This window comes from Kitasatospora sp. NPDC023176 (assembly GCF_055560495.1).
The window spans coordinates 201,137-218,569 of record NZ_JBVHIP010000003.1 but is presented as its reverse complement, the minus strand read 5'-3'; the positions used below and the strand labels follow the sequence as shown (position 1 = coordinate 218,569).

General features: G+C 72.8%; 17 protein-coding genes. 14 read left to right on the top strand and 3 right to left on the bottom strand.

From position 1 onward, the window contains the following. Window positions 1-223: 223 nt before the first annotated feature. Entirely contained in the window at window positions 224-838 is a 615-nt protein-coding gene (gene rpsD / locus ACZ3YL_RS06970; RefSeq protein ID WP_030240707.1) for a 30S ribosomal protein S4, read from the top strand. 94 nt (window positions 839-932) lie between these two features. Here the strand turns inward: rpsD and ACZ3YL_RS06965 are convergent, their stop codons facing one another. Together ACZ3YL_RS06965 and ACZ3YL_RS06960 are read right to left on the bottom strand one after the other, a co-directional pair. Further along, window positions 933-1,250, bottom strand: a complete 318-nt coding sequence (locus ACZ3YL_RS06965; RefSeq protein WP_188310073.1) for a tetratricopeptide repeat protein — start codon at window positions 1,248-1,250, stop codon at window positions 933-935. A 48-nt stretch (window positions 1,251-1,298) separates the two neighbouring features. Beyond that, window positions 1,299-3,518, bottom strand: coding sequence for an ATP-binding protein (locus ACZ3YL_RS06960; protein ID WP_465655961.1), 2,220 nt, complete (start codon window positions 3,516-3,518; stop codon window positions 1,299-1,301). A gap of 219 nt (window positions 3,519-3,737) precedes the next feature. Here ACZ3YL_RS06960 and ACZ3YL_RS06955 point away from each other — a divergent pair, with 219 nt between their 5' ends. The 5 genes from ACZ3YL_RS06955 to mltG (ACZ3YL_RS06935) all read left to right on the top strand — a co-directional run bounded on the left by ACZ3YL_RS06955 (window position 3,738) and on the right by mltG (ACZ3YL_RS06935) (window position 9,211). Next, window positions 3,738-4,217, top strand: a complete 480-nt coding sequence (locus tag ACZ3YL_RS06955; RefSeq protein ID WP_188310075.1) for a DUF948 domain-containing protein — start codon at window positions 3,738-3,740, stop codon at window positions 4,215-4,217. Window positions 4,218-4,221: 4 nt separating this feature from the next. Beyond that, window positions 4,222-4,662 carry a DUF6167 family protein gene (locus tag ACZ3YL_RS06950; RefSeq protein WP_465655959.1) on the top strand — a complete coding sequence of 147 codons (441 nt, stop codon included), beginning with the start codon at window positions 4,222-4,224 and terminating at the stop codon, window positions 4,660-4,662. Then, entirely contained in the window at window positions 4,662-7,331 is a 2,670-nt protein-coding gene (alaS, locus tag ACZ3YL_RS06945) for an alanine--tRNA ligase (protein WP_188310077.1), read from the top strand. Before ACZ3YL_RS06950 ends, alaS begins: the two co-directional genes overlap by 1 nt. Continuing rightward, the gene (gene ruvX, locus ACZ3YL_RS06940; protein WP_188310078.1) at window positions 7,331-7,822 is read left to right on the top strand and encodes a Holliday junction resolvase RuvX; all 492 of its coding nucleotides are present in this window, start codon (window positions 7,331-7,333) and stop codon (window positions 7,820-7,822) included. Before alaS ends, ruvX begins: the two co-directional genes overlap by 1 nt. 159 nt (window positions 7,823-7,981) lie before the next feature. Further along, a complete protein-coding gene (gene mltG / locus ACZ3YL_RS06935; protein WP_188310079.1) occupies window positions 7,982-9,211 on the top strand; it encodes an endolytic transglycosylase MltG in 1,230 nt (409 codons plus the stop codon). Between the two features lie 185 nt (window positions 9,212-9,396). Here the strand turns inward: mltG (ACZ3YL_RS06935) and ACZ3YL_RS06930 are convergent, their stop codons facing one another. Continuing rightward, window positions 9,397-9,615, bottom strand: coding sequence for a hypothetical protein (locus tag ACZ3YL_RS06930; protein ID WP_465655955.1), 219 nt, complete (start codon window positions 9,613-9,615; stop codon window positions 9,397-9,399). Between ACZ3YL_RS06930 and mltG (ACZ3YL_RS06925) the strand changes: the two genes are divergently transcribed. The 8 genes from mltG (ACZ3YL_RS06925) (at window position 9,604) to ACZ3YL_RS06890 (ending at window position 17,377) form a co-directional block, all read left to right on the top strand. Continuing rightward, a complete protein-coding gene (mltG, locus tag ACZ3YL_RS06925) occupies window positions 9,604-11,232 on the top strand; it encodes an endolytic transglycosylase MltG (RefSeq protein WP_188310081.1) in 1,629 nt (542 codons plus the stop codon). The genes ACZ3YL_RS06930 and mltG (ACZ3YL_RS06925) overlap by 12 nt on opposite strands. Before the next feature lie 34 nt (window positions 11,233-11,266). After that, window positions 11,267-12,097, top strand: a complete 831-nt coding sequence (locus ACZ3YL_RS06920) for a shikimate dehydrogenase (protein ID WP_188310082.1) — start codon at window positions 11,267-11,269, stop codon at window positions 12,095-12,097. A 163-nt stretch (window positions 12,098-12,260) separates the two neighbouring features. Beyond that, the gene (gene aroC / locus ACZ3YL_RS06915) at window positions 12,261-13,445 is read left to right on the top strand and encodes a chorismate synthase (protein WP_188310083.1); all 1,185 of its coding nucleotides are present in this window, start codon (window positions 12,261-12,263) and stop codon (window positions 13,443-13,445) included. Continuing rightward, on the top strand, window positions 13,442-13,963 hold the full coding sequence (locus tag ACZ3YL_RS06910; RefSeq protein WP_188310084.1) for a shikimate kinase: 522 nt from the start codon (window positions 13,442-13,444) through the stop codon (window positions 13,961-13,963). Before aroC ends, ACZ3YL_RS06910 begins: the two co-directional genes overlap by 4 nt. After that, on the top strand, window positions 13,956-15,047 hold the full coding sequence (gene aroB / locus ACZ3YL_RS06905; RefSeq protein WP_465655952.1) for a 3-dehydroquinate synthase: 1,092 nt from the start codon (window positions 13,956-13,958) through the stop codon (window positions 15,045-15,047). The genes ACZ3YL_RS06910 and aroB overlap by 8 nt, the downstream gene beginning before the upstream one ends. 8 nt (window positions 15,048-15,055) lie before the next feature. Then, a complete protein-coding gene (gene aroQ, locus ACZ3YL_RS06900) occupies window positions 15,056-15,484 on the top strand; it encodes a type II 3-dehydroquinate dehydratase (RefSeq protein ID WP_188310087.1) in 429 nt (142 codons plus the stop codon). 113 nt (window positions 15,485-15,597) lie between these two features. Further along, complete coding sequence (locus ACZ3YL_RS06895; protein WP_465655950.1) at window positions 15,598-16,500, top strand: AAA family ATPase; 903 nt, start codon at window positions 15,598-15,600, stop codon at window positions 16,498-16,500. Between the two features lie 67 nt (window positions 16,501-16,567). Continuing rightward, window positions 16,568-17,377, top strand: coding sequence for an Fpg/Nei family DNA glycosylase (locus tag ACZ3YL_RS06890; RefSeq protein WP_188309973.1), 810 nt, complete (start codon window positions 16,568-16,570; stop codon window positions 17,375-17,377). Window positions 17,378-17,433: the final 56 nt, after the last annotated feature.

Here is a 17,433-nt window from a genome sequence, read left to right as displayed (position 1 = left end):
TAGGCCTCCTCCGGGAGGCCCGCATCAGGAGCGTCGCGCACCGTTTCGGTGTCGCGGACGGCCCGGTTCTCCGGGCCCTTCGTGTGACCAGCACATCTTGTGCCCGGCTCCGGAGAGCGGCTGATCCCTTCGCGCAGGCGTCGGGGTTTTCTCCGGGTCGCGACATGCGACCTCCGTCAACACCTGGTGAAAGCCGTATTCGTAAGCAAGGAAGGTTTGGTTCATGGCGAACCAGAAGCGTCCCAAGGTCAAGATCGCGCGTGCGCTCGGCGTGCCGCTGACCCCGAAGTCCGTCAAGTACTTCGAGGCCCGCCCGTACCCGCCCGGCCAGCACGGCCGTGGTCGCAAGCAGAACTCGGACTACAAGGTCCGTCTGCTCGAGAAGCAGCGTCTGCGCGCCCAGTACGACCTGAGCGAGAAGCAGATGGCGCGCGCGTTCGACCGCGCGAAGAAGGCCGAGGGCAAGACCGGTGAGGCGCTCGTCGCCGACCTGGAGACCCGTCTGGACTCCCTGGTCCTGCGTTCGGGCATCGCCCGCACCATCTACCAGGCCCGCCAGATGGTCGTCCACGGCCACATCGAGGTCAACGGCGGCAAGGTCAACAAGCCGTCGTTCCAGATGAAGCCGGGCTTCGTGGTCACCGTCCGCGAGCGCTCCAAGGAGAAGGTCCCCTTCCAGGTCGCCCGTGAGGGTGGCTACGCGGGTGAGGGCCAGACCCCGAAGTACCTCGAGGTCAACCTGAAGGCCCTGGCCTTCCGCCTGGACCGTGCGCCGCAGCGCAAGGAGGTCCCGGTGATCTGTGACGAGCAGCTGGTCGTCGAGTACTACTCGCGCTGACCCGCGCTCGGTTCGCACTTCGCGGAACCACCAGCGAGCCCCCGTCGCCCTTCGAGGCGGCGGGGGCTCCCTGCTTTCCTCCGGCGCCGGTGCCTCAGAGGTCCGTGCCGGTCATGGCGGCGGCCAGCCGCAGGTGCGGGCGGGCCTCCTCGGCGCGGCCCCGGCGCTCCAGGGTGCGGCCGAGCATCAGCCGGGCGTAGTCCTCGGCCGGGTCGAGTTCGAGGATGCGGCGCAGTTCGGCTTCGGCGCGGCCGAGCTGGGCGGAGTGGAAGTAGCTGCGGGCCAGCAGCAGCCGGACGGAGAGGTTGGCCGGCTCCTCGGCCAGCACGCCCTCCAGCATGCGGGCGGCGTCGGTGTACGCCTTGGACTCGAAGTAGAAGTTCGCGAGGCGGTACTCGTCGTGGATGGCCATGATGCTCCTTCCGGGTGGATCCTTGCTCGCTCAAGCAATCGGCAAGTTTCAGCTATTCCGCACCGGTGCCGGGGCCGGCGCGGGCGGCACCGAGCAGGGGCCGGAGCCGGGTTCCGGGCCGTCCGCCGAGCCCCCGCCGCCGAGCGCCCGCCAGACGGCAGCGTCCAGCTCCAGCCGGCCGCCCGCCCGGAAGCAGTCCTCGTACTCCTGCTCGGTGAGCCCGGCGCGAGCCCGCTCGGCGCACTCCTGGTGGAGACCGAAGAAGGAACGCGAGCCCAGGAACGGGTTGCCGACCGCGCGCCAGATCCGGTGCGCCGCGCCCTGCAGCACCCGGGCCTCGCACAGGTCGGCCGGCTCGCCCGGCCCGGCCGGCTCGGTCTCCAGCAGCGCCAGCAGGTCGATCCCCAGCACGATGCCGAGCAGGTCGTGGAAGTGGTGGTTCAGCCGGACGCACTCGCGGGCCAGGGCGCGGGCCGGCTGGACGGCGCCGTCCAGGTAGTGCGAGTAGGCCGTCGCGTACAGCACGTAGGCGTACGCCCACTGCTCGCCGTGCTCCTCGCAGACCTCGCGGGCCTGGCCGAACCAGCGCTCGCCGCTGTCCAGGTCGCCCTGGATCAGGTAGGTGAGACCCAGCTCGATCATGGCCATCACCACGTTGCTGTTGAGCTCGCCGATGGTCCGGTAGTGCCAGAGCGCCTCCTCGAACAGCTCGGTGGCGCGCTCCGGGTCGTCGCCGATCAGGGCGGCGCAGCCCTGGCGGTGGACGGCGTAGGCGAGCGCCCGGTCGTCGCCGGTGTCCAGCGCCTGGCGGCGGCACTCCTCCAGGGCGGGGCGGGCGGCGCCGAGGTCCCCCTGGAGGGTGGCCGTGTAGCCGGTCACCCACAGGGCCTTGGCCCGGACCTCGGTGGGTTCGCGGTCCAGGGCGAGCGCGCGGTCCAGCCAGTGCCGGCCCTCGCCGAGGTGGCCGCAGCCGACCCAGTAGAACCAGAGGGTGCCGGCCAGCAGCAGGGCGATCTGCTCCTCGCCGGGCTCGGCGAGGCAGAACTCCAGCGCGGCGCGCAGATTGGTGTGGGCGAGCCGGGTGCGCTCGGCGGTCTCGGCCTGCCGGGGGCCGAACCACTCCACCTCGCCCCAGGTGGCCACGCCCAGGTACCAGTCCCGGTGGCGGCGCAGCAGCCGCTGCTCCTCGCCGGCGGCGCGCAGCCAGTGGCCGCCGTACTCGCGCAGGGTGTCCAGCAGGCGGAAGCGGACGCCGAAGGCGCTCTCCTCGCGCAGTACCACGGACTTGGCGACGAGTTCGTCGAGCAGGTCGAGCACGTCCTCGGGCTCGATGCCCTCGCCGGCGCAGACGTACTCGGCGGCCTCCAGGTCGAAACTGCCGGCGAAGACCGACAGGCGGGCCCAGAGTAAACGTTCCTGCACTGTGCACAGCTCATGGCTCCAGCCGATCGTGGTGCGCAGCGTCCGGTGTCTCGGCAGGGCCGTCCGGGAGCCCCCGGTGAGCAGTCGGAAGCGGTCGTCCAGCCGGGCGGTGATCTGCTCCACCGACAGCGCCCGCAGCCGCCCGGCGGCCAGCTCCACCGCCAGCGGGATACCGTCCAGCCGGCGGCAGAGCAGGCCGACCGCCTCCGCGTTCGCCTCGGTCACCTCGAAGGCCGGCAGCACCGCCCGGGCCCGGTCGGCGAACAGCCGCACCGCGTCCGGCAGCACGCCCAGGCCGGCCCGCGGCTGCGGCAGCGGGTCGACCGGCAGCGGGGCCAGTGTCAGCAGGTGCTCGCCCGAGGCCCGCAGCGCGGCCCGACTGGTGGTCAGCACCCGCAGGCCGGGCACCCCGCGCAGCAGCGCGTCGGTCAGCTCGGCGCAGGCCTCCACCAGGTGCTCGCAGCCGTCCAGCACCAGCAGCAGGCGGCGCCCGGCCAGGTGGTCGCCCAGCACGTCCAGCGGCGGCCGGGCGGTGCCGTCGGTCAGCCGCAGCGCCTCCAGCACGGCGTGGCCGAGCAGTAGCGGATCCTGCACCGGGGCCACGTCCACCAGCCAGGTGCCGTCCGGGAACGCCCCGGCCGCCCGGGCCGCCGCCCGCAGCGCGAGCCGGCTCTTGCCCACCCCGCCGGGGCCGGTCACCGTCACCAGCCGGGCTCCGGCGAGCAGGCCGGCCAGCTCGGCCAGTTCCCGCCGCCGCCCGACGAACCCCGTCACCTCGGCCGGGAGCCGTCCCGGCTCCGGCTCGCGCGGCCACGCCGCGGGCTGTGCTGTCCAGTCGCCGGCCAAGCGCTGCTCCCCGTTGTCCCGGCCCGGACCGCGGCGGTCCGGACGTGCGTCGGGCCGTACGGGCGACGGCCCGCCTGGCAGAACGAGGTGACCGGCCGGTAGGTTACGCGCGCGGTTCGCACACCCGGACGAGGCCACGGCCGTGACCCGGTCCGGAAAGCGGGCGTCGGCGCGATAGGGTTCCCCCTGAAAAGCAACAAGGCGAGGGAGCGCGCAAAGGTGTCCGTGGGAGAGCTGGCCGGATTGCTCGTCGCCGTGTTCTGGGCGGTCCTGGTCACCCTGCTCGCCGTCGTGCTCGTCCGCCTCTCCCGGGTGCTGAAGGAGGCCGCCGTCCTGGTCTCCGCCGTCACCGAGCAGGCCGTGCCCCTGCTGACCGACGCGGGCGCCGCGGTGCGCAGCGCCAACGAGCAGCTGGACCGGGTGGACGAGATCACCGCCAACGTCCAGGACGCCGCCGCCAACGCCAAGGCCCTCTCCTCCACCGCGGCCGCCACCCTGGGCGGACCGCTGATGAAGGTCGCCGCCTTCAGCTACGGCGTCCGCAAGGCCGTCGCCAAGCAGCAGGGCACCCTGCCGAACGTGCCGGCGCAGCCCGCCGAGCGCGACGAGCTGGCGCGGCTGATCCGGGCCGAGGTGCGCGCCGCGACCGCGCCCAGGAGCGGCCTGCTCTCCCGGGTCCGGCGCGCGGTGAGGGGCTGACGGCATGGCACGGATCTTCTGGATGGCGGTCGGCGCCGGCGCCGCGGTGTGGGCTGTGAACAAGGCCAACGGCGCCGTGCAGCGGCTCACCCCGGACAGCCTCTCCGGCACCGCCGCGCGCGGTGCGCTGCACCTGGGCGACCTCGCCAAGCAGTTCGCCCAGGACGTGCGCTCCGGCATGGCCGAGCGCGAGGAGCAGCTGAAGGACGACCTCGGCCTGCGCGGCACCGCCGTGGCGGAGCCCCGGAGCAGCCACCGCACCCGCCGTGTCCTGCGCGGCGAGCCGCAGTACCGAGCTATCTCGGCGGCGCCCGGTCGCCCGGCCGCCGCCCTGCCCCCCGCCCGCGCCCTGCCTGACGGCGGGGGCCGCACCACCCCTCAGACCATTGAAGAAACGCCCCGCCGAGCCCTGCCGCGGGGCGGAACGAACCGGAAGGACCACTAATGGAGTCGGCTGAGATCCGCCGCCGCTGGCTGCGCTTCTTCGAGGAGCGCGGCCACACCGTCGTTCCGTCGGCGTCCCTGGTCGCCGACGACCCCACCCTGCTGCTCGTCAACGCCGGCATGGTGCCGTTCAAGCCCTACTTCCTGGGCGAGGTCAAGCCGCAGTTCTCGCGCGCCACCAGCGTCCAGAAGTGCGTGCGCACCCTGGACATCGAGGAGGTCGGGAAGACCACCCGGCACGGCTCCTTCTTCCAGATGTGCGGCAACTTCTCCTTCGGTGACTACTTCAAGGAAGGAGCCATCAAGTTCGCCTGGGAGCTGCTCACCACTCCCGTCGCGGACGGTGGCTACGGCCTGGAGAAGGAGAAGCTCTGGATCACCGTCTACAAGGACGACGACGAGGCCGAGCAGATCTGGCGTGACGTCATCGGCGTGCCGTCCGAGCGCATCCAGCGCCTCGGCATGAAGGACAACTTCTGGTCGATGGGCGTGCCCGGCCCGTGCGGCCCGTGCTCGGAGATCAACTACGACCGCGGCCCCGCGTACGGCGAGGAGGGCGGCCCGGCGGTCAACGGCGAGCGCTACCTGGAGATCTGGAACCTGGTCTTCATGCAGTACGAGCGCGGCCACGGCGACGGCAAGGACGGCTTCGAGATCCTCGGCGACCTGCCGAGCAAGAACATCGACACCGGTCTCGGCCTGGAGCGCCTCGCCGCCATCCTGCAGGACGTCGACAACCTCTTCGAGATCGACACCAGCCGGATGATCCTCGACCGCGCCGCCGAGCTCACCGGCCACACCTACGGCGCCGACCACAAGGCGGACGTCTCGCTGCGCGTGGTCACCGACCACATCCGCACCGCGCTGATGCTGGTCGGCGACGGCGTCACCCCCGGCAACGAGGGCCGCGGCTACGTGCTGCGCCGCATCCTGCGCCGTGCCATCCGCAACATGCGCCTGCTGGGTGCCACCGAGCCGGTGGCCAAGGAGCTCATCGACGTCGCGATCAAGGCGATGGCCCCGCAGTACCCGGAGCTGGAGGCCGACCGCAAGCGCGTCGAGACGGTCGTCGTCGCCGAGGAGGTGGCCTTCCTGCAGACCCTGAAGGCCGGCACCAGCCTGCTGGACGCCGCGGTGACCGAGACCAAGCAGTCCGGTGGCGCGGTGCTCTCCGGCGACCAGGCGTTCAAGCTGCACGACACCTACGGCTTCCCGATCGACCTCACCCTGGAGATGGCCGAGGAGCAGGGCCTCCAGGTGGACGAGGCCGGCTTCCGCCGCCTGATGCAGGAGCAGCGGGACCGTGCCAAGGCGGACGCCAAGGCCAAGAAGATGGGCCACGCCGACGTCGCCGCGTACCGCGAGGTCGCCGACAAGTCCGGCGCGAGCGTCTTCACCGGCTACGCCCTGACCGAGGGCGAGGCCACCGTGGTCGGCCTGCTGGTGGACGGCGTTCCGGCGCCGGCCGCCTCCGAGGGCGACGAGGTCGAGCTGATCCTCGACCGCACCCCGTTCTACGCCGAGGGCGGCGGCCAGCTCGCCGACCACGGCCGGATCCGGCTGGAGTCCGGCGCGGTCGTCGAGATCCGCGACGTGCAGCAGCCCGTCCCGGGCGTCATCGTGCACTCGGGCGGCGTGCTGTTCGGTGAGGTCGTGCTCGGCGCCTCGGCGTACGCCACGATCGACACCGACCGCCGCCGGGCGATCGCCCGCGCCCACTCGGCCACCCACCTGACCCACCAGGCGCTGCGCGACGCGCTCGGCCCGACGGCGGCCCAGGCCGGCTCCGAGAACGCCCCGGGCCGCTTCCGCTTCGACTTCGGCTCGCCCGCCGCCGTTCCGGGCAGCGTGCTGGTGGACGTCGAGCAGAAGATCAACGACGTGCTGGGCCGCGAGCTGGAGGTCACCGCCGAGGTCATGACGATGGACCAGGCCCGCAAGGCCGGCGCCATCGCGATGTTCGGCGAGAAGTACGGCGACGAGGTGCGGGTCGTCTCCATCGGCGACTTCTCCAAGGAGCTGTGCGGTGGCACCCACGTCGGCAACACCGCCCAGCTGGGCCTGGTGAAGCTGCTCGGCGAGTCCTCGATCGGCTCCGGCGTGCGCCGGGTGGAGGCGCTGGTCGGCGTCGACGCGTACAAGTTCCTGGCCCGCGAGCACACCGTGGTGGCCCAGCTCACCGAGCTGGTCAAGGGCCGCCCGGAGGAGCTGCCGGAGAAGATCTCGGGCATGCTCGGCAAGCTCAAGGACGCCGAGAAGGAGATCGAGCGCTTCCGCGCCGAGAAGGTGCTGGCCGCCGCGGCGGGCCTGGCCGACTCGGCCGAGGACGTGCACGGCATCGCCGTGGTCGCCGCGCAGGTGGCCGACGGCGTGGGCGCGGACGAGCTGCGCAAGCTGGTCCTGGACGTGCGCGGCCGGCTGGGCGCCCGCCCGGCCGTGGTCGCCGCGTTCACCGTGGCCAACGACCGCCCGCTGACCGTGATCGCCACCAACGAGGACGCCCGCGGCCGCGGCATCAAGGCCGGCGAGCTGGTCCGCACCGCCGCCAAGACCCTCGGCGGCGGCGGTGGCGGCAAGGACGACGTCGCCCAGGGCGGCGGCTCCAACCCGGCCGCGGTCGGCGAGGCCATCGCCGCGGTGCGCGGCCTGGTCGCGGAGCGCGCCAGCTGATGGAGATCGGGGAGGGGCCCTGGAGGCCCCCGTTCCGACGTGGACGGCGGATCGCCGTCGACGTCGGCGACGCCCGGATCGGGGTCGCGTCCTGCGACCCCGACGGGGTGCTCGCCACTCCGGTGGAGACCGTCCCGGCCGGGGTGAAGTCGCAGGCCAGGATCGCCGCGATCGTCGAGGAGTACGACGCGATCGAGGTGGTCGTCGGGCTGCCGCGGTCGCTCAGCGGCAAGGAGGGCCCGGCGGCGGAGAAGGTCCGGGCGTACGCCTCGCGGCTGGCCAACCGGCTCTACCCGGTGCCGGTGCGGCTGGTGGACGAGCGGATGACGACCGTCACCGCGACCCACGGGCTGCGCGCCTCCGGGGTCAAGGCGAAGAAGGGCCGCTCGGTGGTCGACCAGGCCGCCGCGGTGGTGATCCTCCAGAGCGCCCTTGAGACCGAACGGGTGAGCGGACGCCCGCCCGGTGAGAGCGTCGAGGCGGTCGGCTGACCGGCCTGATCTAACGTCCCGAAGAGGGGTCCGTGCGGACGCGTCCGCACGGACCCCTCTTTCGTTCGTTTCCCTGTCCGTTTCGGGTCGCTATGGATCGATCCGAAACGACCGGGAACGATTCTCAGCGATTCGGGACCGCCGAGGGGACCGCGAGCCATGATCGACCAGGACTTCCACCCGGGTCTCACCCCGGGGCACCTGGGTGCGCCGGTGCTGGAGCCGGAGGGCCGTCCTCCGGGTGCGCCCCGGCCGCGCTCCGATGCGCCGGATCCGCACCGACGGCGTAACGGACTGGCCTGCGCGCTCACCGCCCTCGCCCTGATCGCGGTCTTCGGCGGGATCGGGCTCACCGGCTACACCTGGCTCCAGCAGCAGCGCAAGCCCTCGGCCGCCGCCGACTACACGGGGCAGGGCAACGGCAGCGTCCAGGTGTCGGTGCCGGAAGGGGCGGGCCTGTCCCAGATCGCCTCCGCGCTGGTCCGCAACGGGGTGGTGGCCAGCTCGCTCGCCTTCACCCGGGCGGCGAAGGGGAGCGCGGCGGCCGCGGGGCGGATCCAGCCCGGGACGTACACGCTGAAGCAGAAGATGTCGGCCGCCGCCGCGCTCTCCATCCTGATCGACCCGGCCAACGCCAACGGCCTGACCATTCCCGAGGGTTGGCGCGGCTACCAGATCTACGCGGCGATCGACAAGAAGCTGAACCTGCCCGAGGGCACCACCCAGAAGGCCGCCAAGGAGCAGAGCGCCGAGCTCGGCCTGCCGGACTTCGCCAACGGCAGCCCGGAGGGCTACCTCTTCCCGGCGACCTACGCCGTCACCGACGGGACCACCGCGCTGGAGCTGCTCAAGCAGATGGTCGATCGAGCGGGGAAGGAGTTCAGCCGGGACGACGCCAACGTCGTCGCGCAGAACCTCGGGCAGAGCCTCTACGGACTGGTCACCGTCGCCAGCATGGTCCAGGGCGAGGCCGACAACACCGAGGACATGGGCAAGGTGGCCCGGGTCATCTACAACCGGCTGGCGAAGGGCATGCCGTTGCAGCTCGACTCCACCATCAACTACGCGCTCGGCCGCTCGACCCTGAACACCACGGTCACCGACACCAAGCTGGACTCCCCCTACAACACCTACCTGCACCCGGGGCTCCCGCCGTCGCCGATCTCCAATCCCGGACGGCAGGCGATCATGGCGGCCCTGGACCCGACGCCCGGGGACTGGGTGTACTTCGTGACCGTGAAGCCGGGCGACACCCGCTTCACCGACAGCTTCGACGTGCAGCAGAAGAACGTCGCGGAGTTCAACGCCGCCCGGGCCGCCAAGCCGAGCACCCCGGCCTCCGGCACGGCCACCGAGACACCCCCGGCCCCGGGGGCGACCGCACCGTGACAGCCCCGTACGCCGAGCGTGAGGTCGCTCACTGACAGTGCGTCCGCCCGGGCGGGGGTACGGCTGCGGTACGGTAACGTCTCCTCCCAGGCGCTGCGCTAGCACGCCGGTTCGAGAATCAGCCGGGACTGCGTCGTCCCGGACGGCCGGTCCGATCCTCCGGTCGTCACCGTCGGTTAAGGGGATCAATGACCGATCTGGGTGGGGGCTACGGCCCCCAGGGCGAGCCGTGGCACCCCGGTGATCCCGGGTACGGCGGCCAGCAGCCGGTCCCCGGCCAGCAGGACGGCCAGTGGCAGCAGCAGTACCCGCAGCAGGGCCAGCAGGGCCAGCAGCCGTACGGGGACGTACAGCAGGGGTACGCGCAGCAGCAGATGCAGATGCAGCCGGGCATGCAGCAGCAATACCCGGAGGGGTACCAGCAGCAGGGCTATCCGCAGCAGCAGATGCCCCAGCAGGGGTTCGACCAGGGCTTCGACCAGGGGTACCAGCAGCACGGCATGGCCCAGCAGGGCCACCTCCAGCAGATGGGGGGCCCCCAGCAGCAGATGCCGATGCAGCAGGGGATGCCGCAGCAGGGCTATCCCCACCAGCAGATGCCCCAGCAGCAGATGCCGGTGCAGCAGCAGGTCCAGCAGCAGCCCGTGCAGCAGCGGGCCGCTCCCCAGCAGGTTCAGCAGCAGGCCGCGGCGCCCGCGCCCGCCGGGCCCGGCCCGGACGGGATCGACTGGGAGGCCGAGGCCGCCGCGCTGGAGGCGGGCGCCGGCCCGGTCGGCGGGGCGCGGGAGCCCGAGGCCGAGGAGTGGGACGGCCACCACGAGGCCGAGCGGCACGGCGACGACGTCTACCTCGACGAGCACGCCGAGGCCGAGGAGAGCGGCTTCCTCGGGAAGCAGGACGACTCCCGCGAGGCCAAGAAGAAGCGCAAGGAGAGCGGCAAGAAGGCGGGCCGTCGCAACAGCGGCGCCTGCCTGGTCGTCGCTCTGGTGCTGTTCGGCCTGCTCGGCGGTGCGGGCTGGTGGGGCTACGGCTTCTACAAGGACCACTTCGGTCCGCCGCCGGACTTCACCGGTGAGGGCACCGGCTCCGTCCAGGTCGAGGTCAAGCAGGGCGCGGTCGGCGGTCAGATCGGCGCCACGTTGAAGGCTGCGGGTGTGGTCAAGAGCGTCGACGCCTTCACCAAGGCCTGCGACGCCGAGCCGAAGTGCGGCACGATCCAGTACGGCTTCTACACCTTGAAGAAGGAGATGCCGGCCGCGGCCGCGGTCAAGGAACTGCTCGACCAGGCGGGCGGCGCGGCGATCGTGTTCCCGGAGGGCAAGAGCTCCTCCGAGATCTACGCCATCATCGACACCAAGCTGAAGCTGCAGAAGGGCACCACGGCGGGCATCGCCAAGGCCCAGGTCAACGACCTCGGGCTGCCGGCGTACGCGAACGGCAACATCGAGGGCTTCCTCTGGCCGACCCGCTACAACATCGCCGACGGCATGAAGCCCGAGGACCTGCTCAAGCAGATGGTGAAGAACGCCACCGACAAGTACGCGAACCTGGACGGCCAGGCCTCCAAGGCAGGCCTCAAGAACGGCTACGAGGTGCTCATCGAGGCGAGCATCCTGCAGCGCGAGGGCAACAACCCGGACGACTTCGCCAAGATGGCCAGGACCATCCAGAACCGTCTGGCGAGCGATGCCGTGCGCCACACCCTCGGCATGGACACCACGCTGCAGTACTCGCTGGGCCGCAAGGAACTCACGTCGAAGGACATCAACGACGGGTCCAACAAGTACAACACCTACATCAACCCGGGCCTGCCGCCGACGCCTATCTCCAACCCCGGCGACGAGGCGCTCAACGCGGTGCTCAACCCGGCGGACGGCAAGTGGCTGTACTTCATCGCGATGTCCCCGACCAAGACCCTCTTCGCCGAGACGGACAAGGAGCACGCGGCCAACGTCGAGGCGTACTGCAAGGCGGCGGGCCAGGGCTTCGACAAGGTCGGCCTGCACTGCACCACCAAGTAGCCGTCACCGAAACGTCGTTCACGGAGAGGCAGCGTTGACCAGCAAGCACCGGGCGGCCGTCCTCGGCTCGCCGATCGCCCACTCGCTCTCGCCGGACCTGCACCGGGCCGCCTTCGCGGCGCTCGGGCTGGACGGCTGGCGCTACGACCGCTTCGAGGTCGACGAGGCCGGCCTGCCCGGCTTCCTCGCCGGACTGGACGAGGCCGAGTGGGCGGGGCTGTCGCTGACCATGCCGCTGAAGCGGGCGGTCATCCCGCTGCTGGACGAGGTCAGCGGGGCGGCCCGCGCGGTGGACGCGGTCAACACCGTGGTGTTCACCGCCGACGGGCGGCGCACCGGGGACAACACCGACGTCCCCGGGCTGGTCAACGCCCTGCGCGAGCGCGGCATCGGTGAGGTGTCCGCCGCCGCCGTCCTGGGCGCCGGGGCCACCGCGTCCTCGGCGCTGGCGGCGCTCGCCCAGATCTGCACCGGCGAGGTGACGGTCTACGTGCGCAGCGCCGAGCGGGCCCGGGAGATGGCCGAACTGGGCGAGCGGCTCGGCGTGCCCGTGCGCACCGCCGACTGGGAGCGCGGCGCCGAGGCGCTGGAGCGGCCGCTGACCGTCTCCACCACGCCGGTCGGGGCGACCGACGCCTTCGCCGGCGCGCTGCCGGCGGCCCCGGGCGCCCTGTTCGACGTGCTGTACCACCCGTGGCCGACCGCGCTGGCGGCCGCCTGCGCCGAGCGTGGGGCGACCGTCCTGGGCGGGCTGGACCTGCTGGTCCACCAGGCGGTGCTGCAGAGCGAGGCCTTCACCGGGCGCACCCCCGGGCCGCTCGCGGCGATGCGCGCGGCCGGGGAACGGGCACTGGCCGGGCGCTGAGCCCGTCGGCTCGGGCCCGGTCGTTTCGCCGTGTGACCGGTTGTCGTCCGTCACGCGGACTGTGCCACCGGGTGCCGCCGGGTCATGAAAGGATTCGGACGGAAGGCACGCTCGGGCGGGCCGCGGCGGTGCCGTGGGCCGGCCCGCTGATGAAGGAGCTCCGTTGGGTACGTTGCGCTGGCTGACGGCGGGGGAGTCGCACGGCCCCGCACTCGTCGCGACGCTGGAAGGCCTGCCCGCCGGTGTACCGGTCACCACCGACGTGGTGGCCGACGCGCTGGCGCGCCGTCGGCTCGGTTACGGCCGCGGGGCCCGGATGAAGTTCGAGCAGGACGAGGTGACCTTCCTCGGTGGTGTCCGGCACGGCCTGACCATGGGCAGCCCGGTCGCGATCATGGTCGGCAACACCGAGTGGCCGAAGTGGGAGCAGGTCATGTCGGCCGACCCGGTCGACCCCGAGGTGCTGGCGGGCCTGGCGCGCAACGAGGCGCTGACCCGCCCCCGGCCCGGCCACGCCGACCTGGCCGGCATGCAGAAGTACTCGATCGACGAGGCCCGGCCGATCCTGGAGCGCGCCAGCGCCCGGGAGACGGCCGCCCGGGTCGCGCTGGGCGCCGTCGCCCGGGCGTACCTGCGCGAGGTGGCCGGGATCGAGATCGTCAGCCACGTGGTCGAGCTGGCCGCCGCCAAGGCGCCGGCCGGCGTGCTGCCGCTGCCCGCGGACGAGGCCCGGCTGGACGCCGACCCGGTCCGCTGCCTGGACGCGGACGCCTCGAAGGCGATGGTGGCCGAGATCGACCAGGCCCACAAGGACGGCGACACCCTCGGCGGCGTGGTCGAGGTGCTCGCGTACGGCGTGCCGGTGGGCCTCGGCTCGCACGTGCACTGGGACCGCCGGCTGGACGCCCGGCTGGCCGCCGCGCTGATGGGCATCCAGGCGATCAAGGGTGTCGAGGTCGGCGACGGCTTCGAGCTGGCCCGGGTGCCCGGATCGAAGGCGCACGACGAGATCGTCCCGACCACCGAGGGCGTCAAGCGCACCTCCGGCCGCTCCGGCGGCACCGAGGGCGGGCTGTCCACCGGCGAGGTACTGCGGGTGCGCGCCGCGATGAAGCCGATCGCGACCGTGCCGCGGGCGCTGCAGACCCTGGACGTGCGCACCGGCGAGCCGGCCAAGGCGCACCACCAGCGTTCGGACGTCTGCGCGGTGCCGGCGGCCGGGATCGTCGCCGAGGCGATGGTCGCGCTGGTGCTGGCCGACGCGGTGAACGAGAAGTTCGGTGGCGACAACGTCTCGGAGACCCGTCGCAATGTGCAGGGCTACCTCGACAACCTGATCATCCGATGACTTCTCCGGTCATCGTGCTGGTCGGCCCGCCCGGCAGTGGCAAGTCCACCGTCGGGCGGGCCCTGGCCGAGCGCCTGGGCGTCGGCTTCCGGGACACCGACGCCGACATCGAGGCGCTGGCCGGCAAGCCCATCCCGGAGATCTTCATCGACGAGGGCGAGCCGCACTTCCGCGAGCTGGAGGTCCGCGCCGTGCGCGCGGCCGCCGGGGAACACGGCGGAGTGCTGGCACTCGGCGGCGGCGCCGTGCTGGCCGCGGCCACCCGCGAGCTGCTGCGCGAGCTGCCGGTGGTCTTCCTGGAGGTCCCGCTGGGCGACGCCGTCAAGCGGGTCGGCCTGGACGCCCCGCGCCCGCTGCTGGCCGTCAACCCGCGGGCCCGCTGGCGCGAGCTGATGGAGGCCCGCCGCCCCCTCTACCTGGAGGTGGCCACCGCCGTCGTCGACACCGCCGACCGCACCCCCGAGCAGGTCGCGGACGCCGTACTGGAAGCACTGGAGCTGAAGACCCCCCATGACTGACACCACCGTCAGGATTCACGTCGGCGGCAGCGCCGGCCACGACCCGTACGACGTGCTGATCGGGCACCAGCTGCTCGGTGAACTGGCGCCGCTGATCGGGACGCGGGCCAAGCGGGTCGCGATCATCCACCCGGAGGCGCTGGCCGCCACCGCCGACGCCATCCGCGAGGACCTGGCCGGCGAGGGGTACGAGGCGATCGGGCTCCAGGTGCCGAACGCCGAGGAGGCCAAGAGCGTCGAGGTCGCCGCGTACTGCTGGTCGGTGCTCGGACAGACCGGCTTCACCCGCAGCGACGTCGTCGTCGGCCTCGGCGGCGGCGCCACCACCGACCTGGCCGGTTTCGTCGCGGCCACCTGGCTGCGCGGGGTGCGCTGGATCTCCATGCCCACCACGCTGCTCGGCATGGTCGACGCGGCCGTCGGCGGCAAGACCGGCATCAACATCGCCGAGGGCAAGAACATGGTCGGCGCCTTCCACCCGCCGGTGGGCGTGCTGGCCGACCTCGGCACCCTGGAGACCGTGCCCAAGCACGACTACGTCTCCGGCCTCGCCGAGGTCATCAAGTGCGGCTTCATCGCCGACCCGGCCATCCTCGACCTGATCGAGGCCGACCCCGAGGGCGCCAAGACGCCGGCCGGCCCGCACACCGTCGAGCTGATCCGCCGGGCCATCCAGGTCAAGGCCGACGTCGTCTCCGGGGACCTCAAGGAGTCCGGCCGGCGCGAGATCCTCAACTACGGCCACACCCTCGGCCACGCCATCGAGCGCAACGAGCGCTACAAGTGGCGGCACGGCGCGGCGATCTCCATCGGCATGGTCTACGCCGCCGAACTCGGCCGCCTGGCGGGCCGGTTGGACGACGAGACGGCGGACCGCCACCGCACCGTACTGGCCTCGGTCGGCCTGCCGCTGAGCTACCGGGCGGACGCCTGGCCCAAGCTGCTGGACGCGATGAAGATCGACAAGAAGTCGCGCGGCGACCTGATCCGCTTCATCGTCCTGGACGGCCTCGGCAAGACCTCCGTCCTGGAGGGCCCCGACCCGTCCCTGCTGGTCGCCGCCTACGCGGAGGTCTCGGCGTGACCAGGGTGATGGTGCTCAACGGCCCCAACCTCGGCCGACTGGGCAGCCGCGAGCCGGACGTCTACGGCGCCACCTCGTACACCGGGCTGGTCGAGCGCTGTACCGCACTGGGCAGGGAGTTCGGCTTCGAGGTCGAGGTCCACGAGACCAACTCCGAGCAGCAGATGGTGGAATGGCTGCACGAGGCGGCCGACGGGCAGGTGCCGGTGGTGATCAACCCGGGCGCGTTCACCCACTACTCGTACGCGATGCGGGACGCCGCGGCGCAGCGCACCGCGCCGCTGATCGAGGTGCACATCTCCAATCCGTACGCGCGGGAGACCTTCCGGCACACCTCGGTGATCGCGGCGGTGGCCTCCGGCACCATCGCGGGTTTCGGGATCGGTTCGTACGAGCTGGCGCTGCGGGCGCTGGCGGAGCAGCTCACCTCGCGGTGACGGCTCGGATCGCCGGTCAGCGGCTCTGACGGCTGCTCAGCGGCCCGGCGGTGGACTGGGCCCGCCGCCGGGCCGCCGTGTAGTGTCCCCGCTGAGAGGTGTCGGGAGGTGCCATGACGCAGTACGCCGGAGGTGGGCAGGTCCCGCCGCGTCCCGTCGCTCCGCCGGTGCCGCCGGGGGGCGGTGCGGGGGTGGCTCCTCCGGGGGCGCCGGTTCCCGCCGTCGCGCCGGTGCCGCCGCCTCCGGTCGCGCCCGTGCCCGCGCCCGCTGCGGCTCGGACCCCGGCTGCGGCGCCCGCGCCCGCTGCGGCTCCTGCTCCGGCTCCGGTTCAGGCTCCTGTTCAGGCGGCGCCGCCCGCGCCCAGCGCGCCCGTCCCGGCCGGCGGCACCGGGCACTTCGTGCTGCCCGCCGGCACGCCCGTCCAGCTCCCCGCCCACCCGCCGCAGCGGCACGCGCCCGCCGGTCCCATCGCCGTCCTGCTGATCGGCCCGGCCGGGGCGGGCAAGACCACCGTGGCCCGGTACTGGGCCGAGCGCCGGGCCACCCCGACGGCGCACATCAGCCTGGACGACGTCCGCGAGTGGGTGCAGTCCGGCTTCGCCAACCCGCAGGCCGGCTGGAACAACGCCTCCGAGGCCCAGTACCGGCTGGCCCGCCGCACCTGCGGGTTCGCCTGCCGCAACTACCTGGCCAACGGCATCTCCTGCATCATCGACGACGCCGTCTTCCCGGACCGCCCGGCGATCGGCCTCGGCGGCTGGAAGCGCCACATCGGCCCCGGCATGATCCCGGTCGTGCTGCTGCCCAGCCTGGACTCGGTGCTGCGCCGCAACGCCCGCCGCGGCGGCACCCGGCGGCTCGGTGACGAGGAGGTGGCGCGCATCCACGGGCGGATGGCCGGCTGGTACAACTCCGGGCTGCCGATCATCGACAACTCGTACCTGGACGTGGCCGGCACGGCCGCCGAGTTGGACCGCGTCATCATGGCCCGGCTGATGGGCATGCCGGTCCGCTGAACCGGGGTGTCGTCGGCGGCTGCGATGATGGAGCCGTCCCGCCGAAACCACCCGGGGAGCTGAACCCGTGCCGGAAGGCCACATCATCCACCGCCTCGCCGGTCAGAACCGTACGGCCTTCGGCGACCGCCCGGTGCGGGTCTCCAGCCCGCAGGGCCGCTTCGCCGACGAGGCCAAGGCCATCGACGGGCAGCTGCTCACCGGCGCGGAGGCCACCGGCAAGCACCTCTTCCTCGGCTTCGAGGAGGGCGCCTGGGTGCACGTCCACCTCGGCCTCTACGGCGGCTTCACCTTCGGCACCGGCCCCGCGCCCGAGCCCGTCGGCCTGGTCCGGCTGCGGCTGGCCAACGACGACGGCTACGCCGACCTGCGCGGTCCCACCACCTGTGCGCTGGTCACCGACGCCGAGAAGGCCGCCGTCGCCGCCCGGCTCGGCCCTGACCCGCTGCGCGCCGACGCCGACCCGGAGGCCGCCTGGCGCCGGATATCGGGCAGCCGCACGACCGTCGCCGCGCTGCTGATGGACCAGAAGGTGCTGGCCGGGGTCGGCAACGTGTACCGCGCCGAGGTGCTGTTCCGCCACCACATCGACCCGCACCGGGCCGGCCGCGACCTCACCCGCCGCGAGTGGGACGCGATCTGGGCCGACCTGGTCGCCCTGATGCACGAAGGCGTCGCGGCCGGCCGGATCGACACCGTCCGCCCCGAGCACACCCCGGAGGCGATGGGCCGCCCGCCCCGGGTGGACGACCACGGCGGCGAGGTGTACGTCTACCGCCGTGCCGCGATGCCCTGCCTGGTCTGCGGCACGGAGGTGCGGACGGAGGCGCACGCGGCCCGCAACCTGTTCTGGTGCCCGACCTGCCAGGCGGCCTGAGCGGTTGATCCGCCCACCGGGCGGGTGCCCAGCCCGTAGGCTGGGGCCCGACCGGC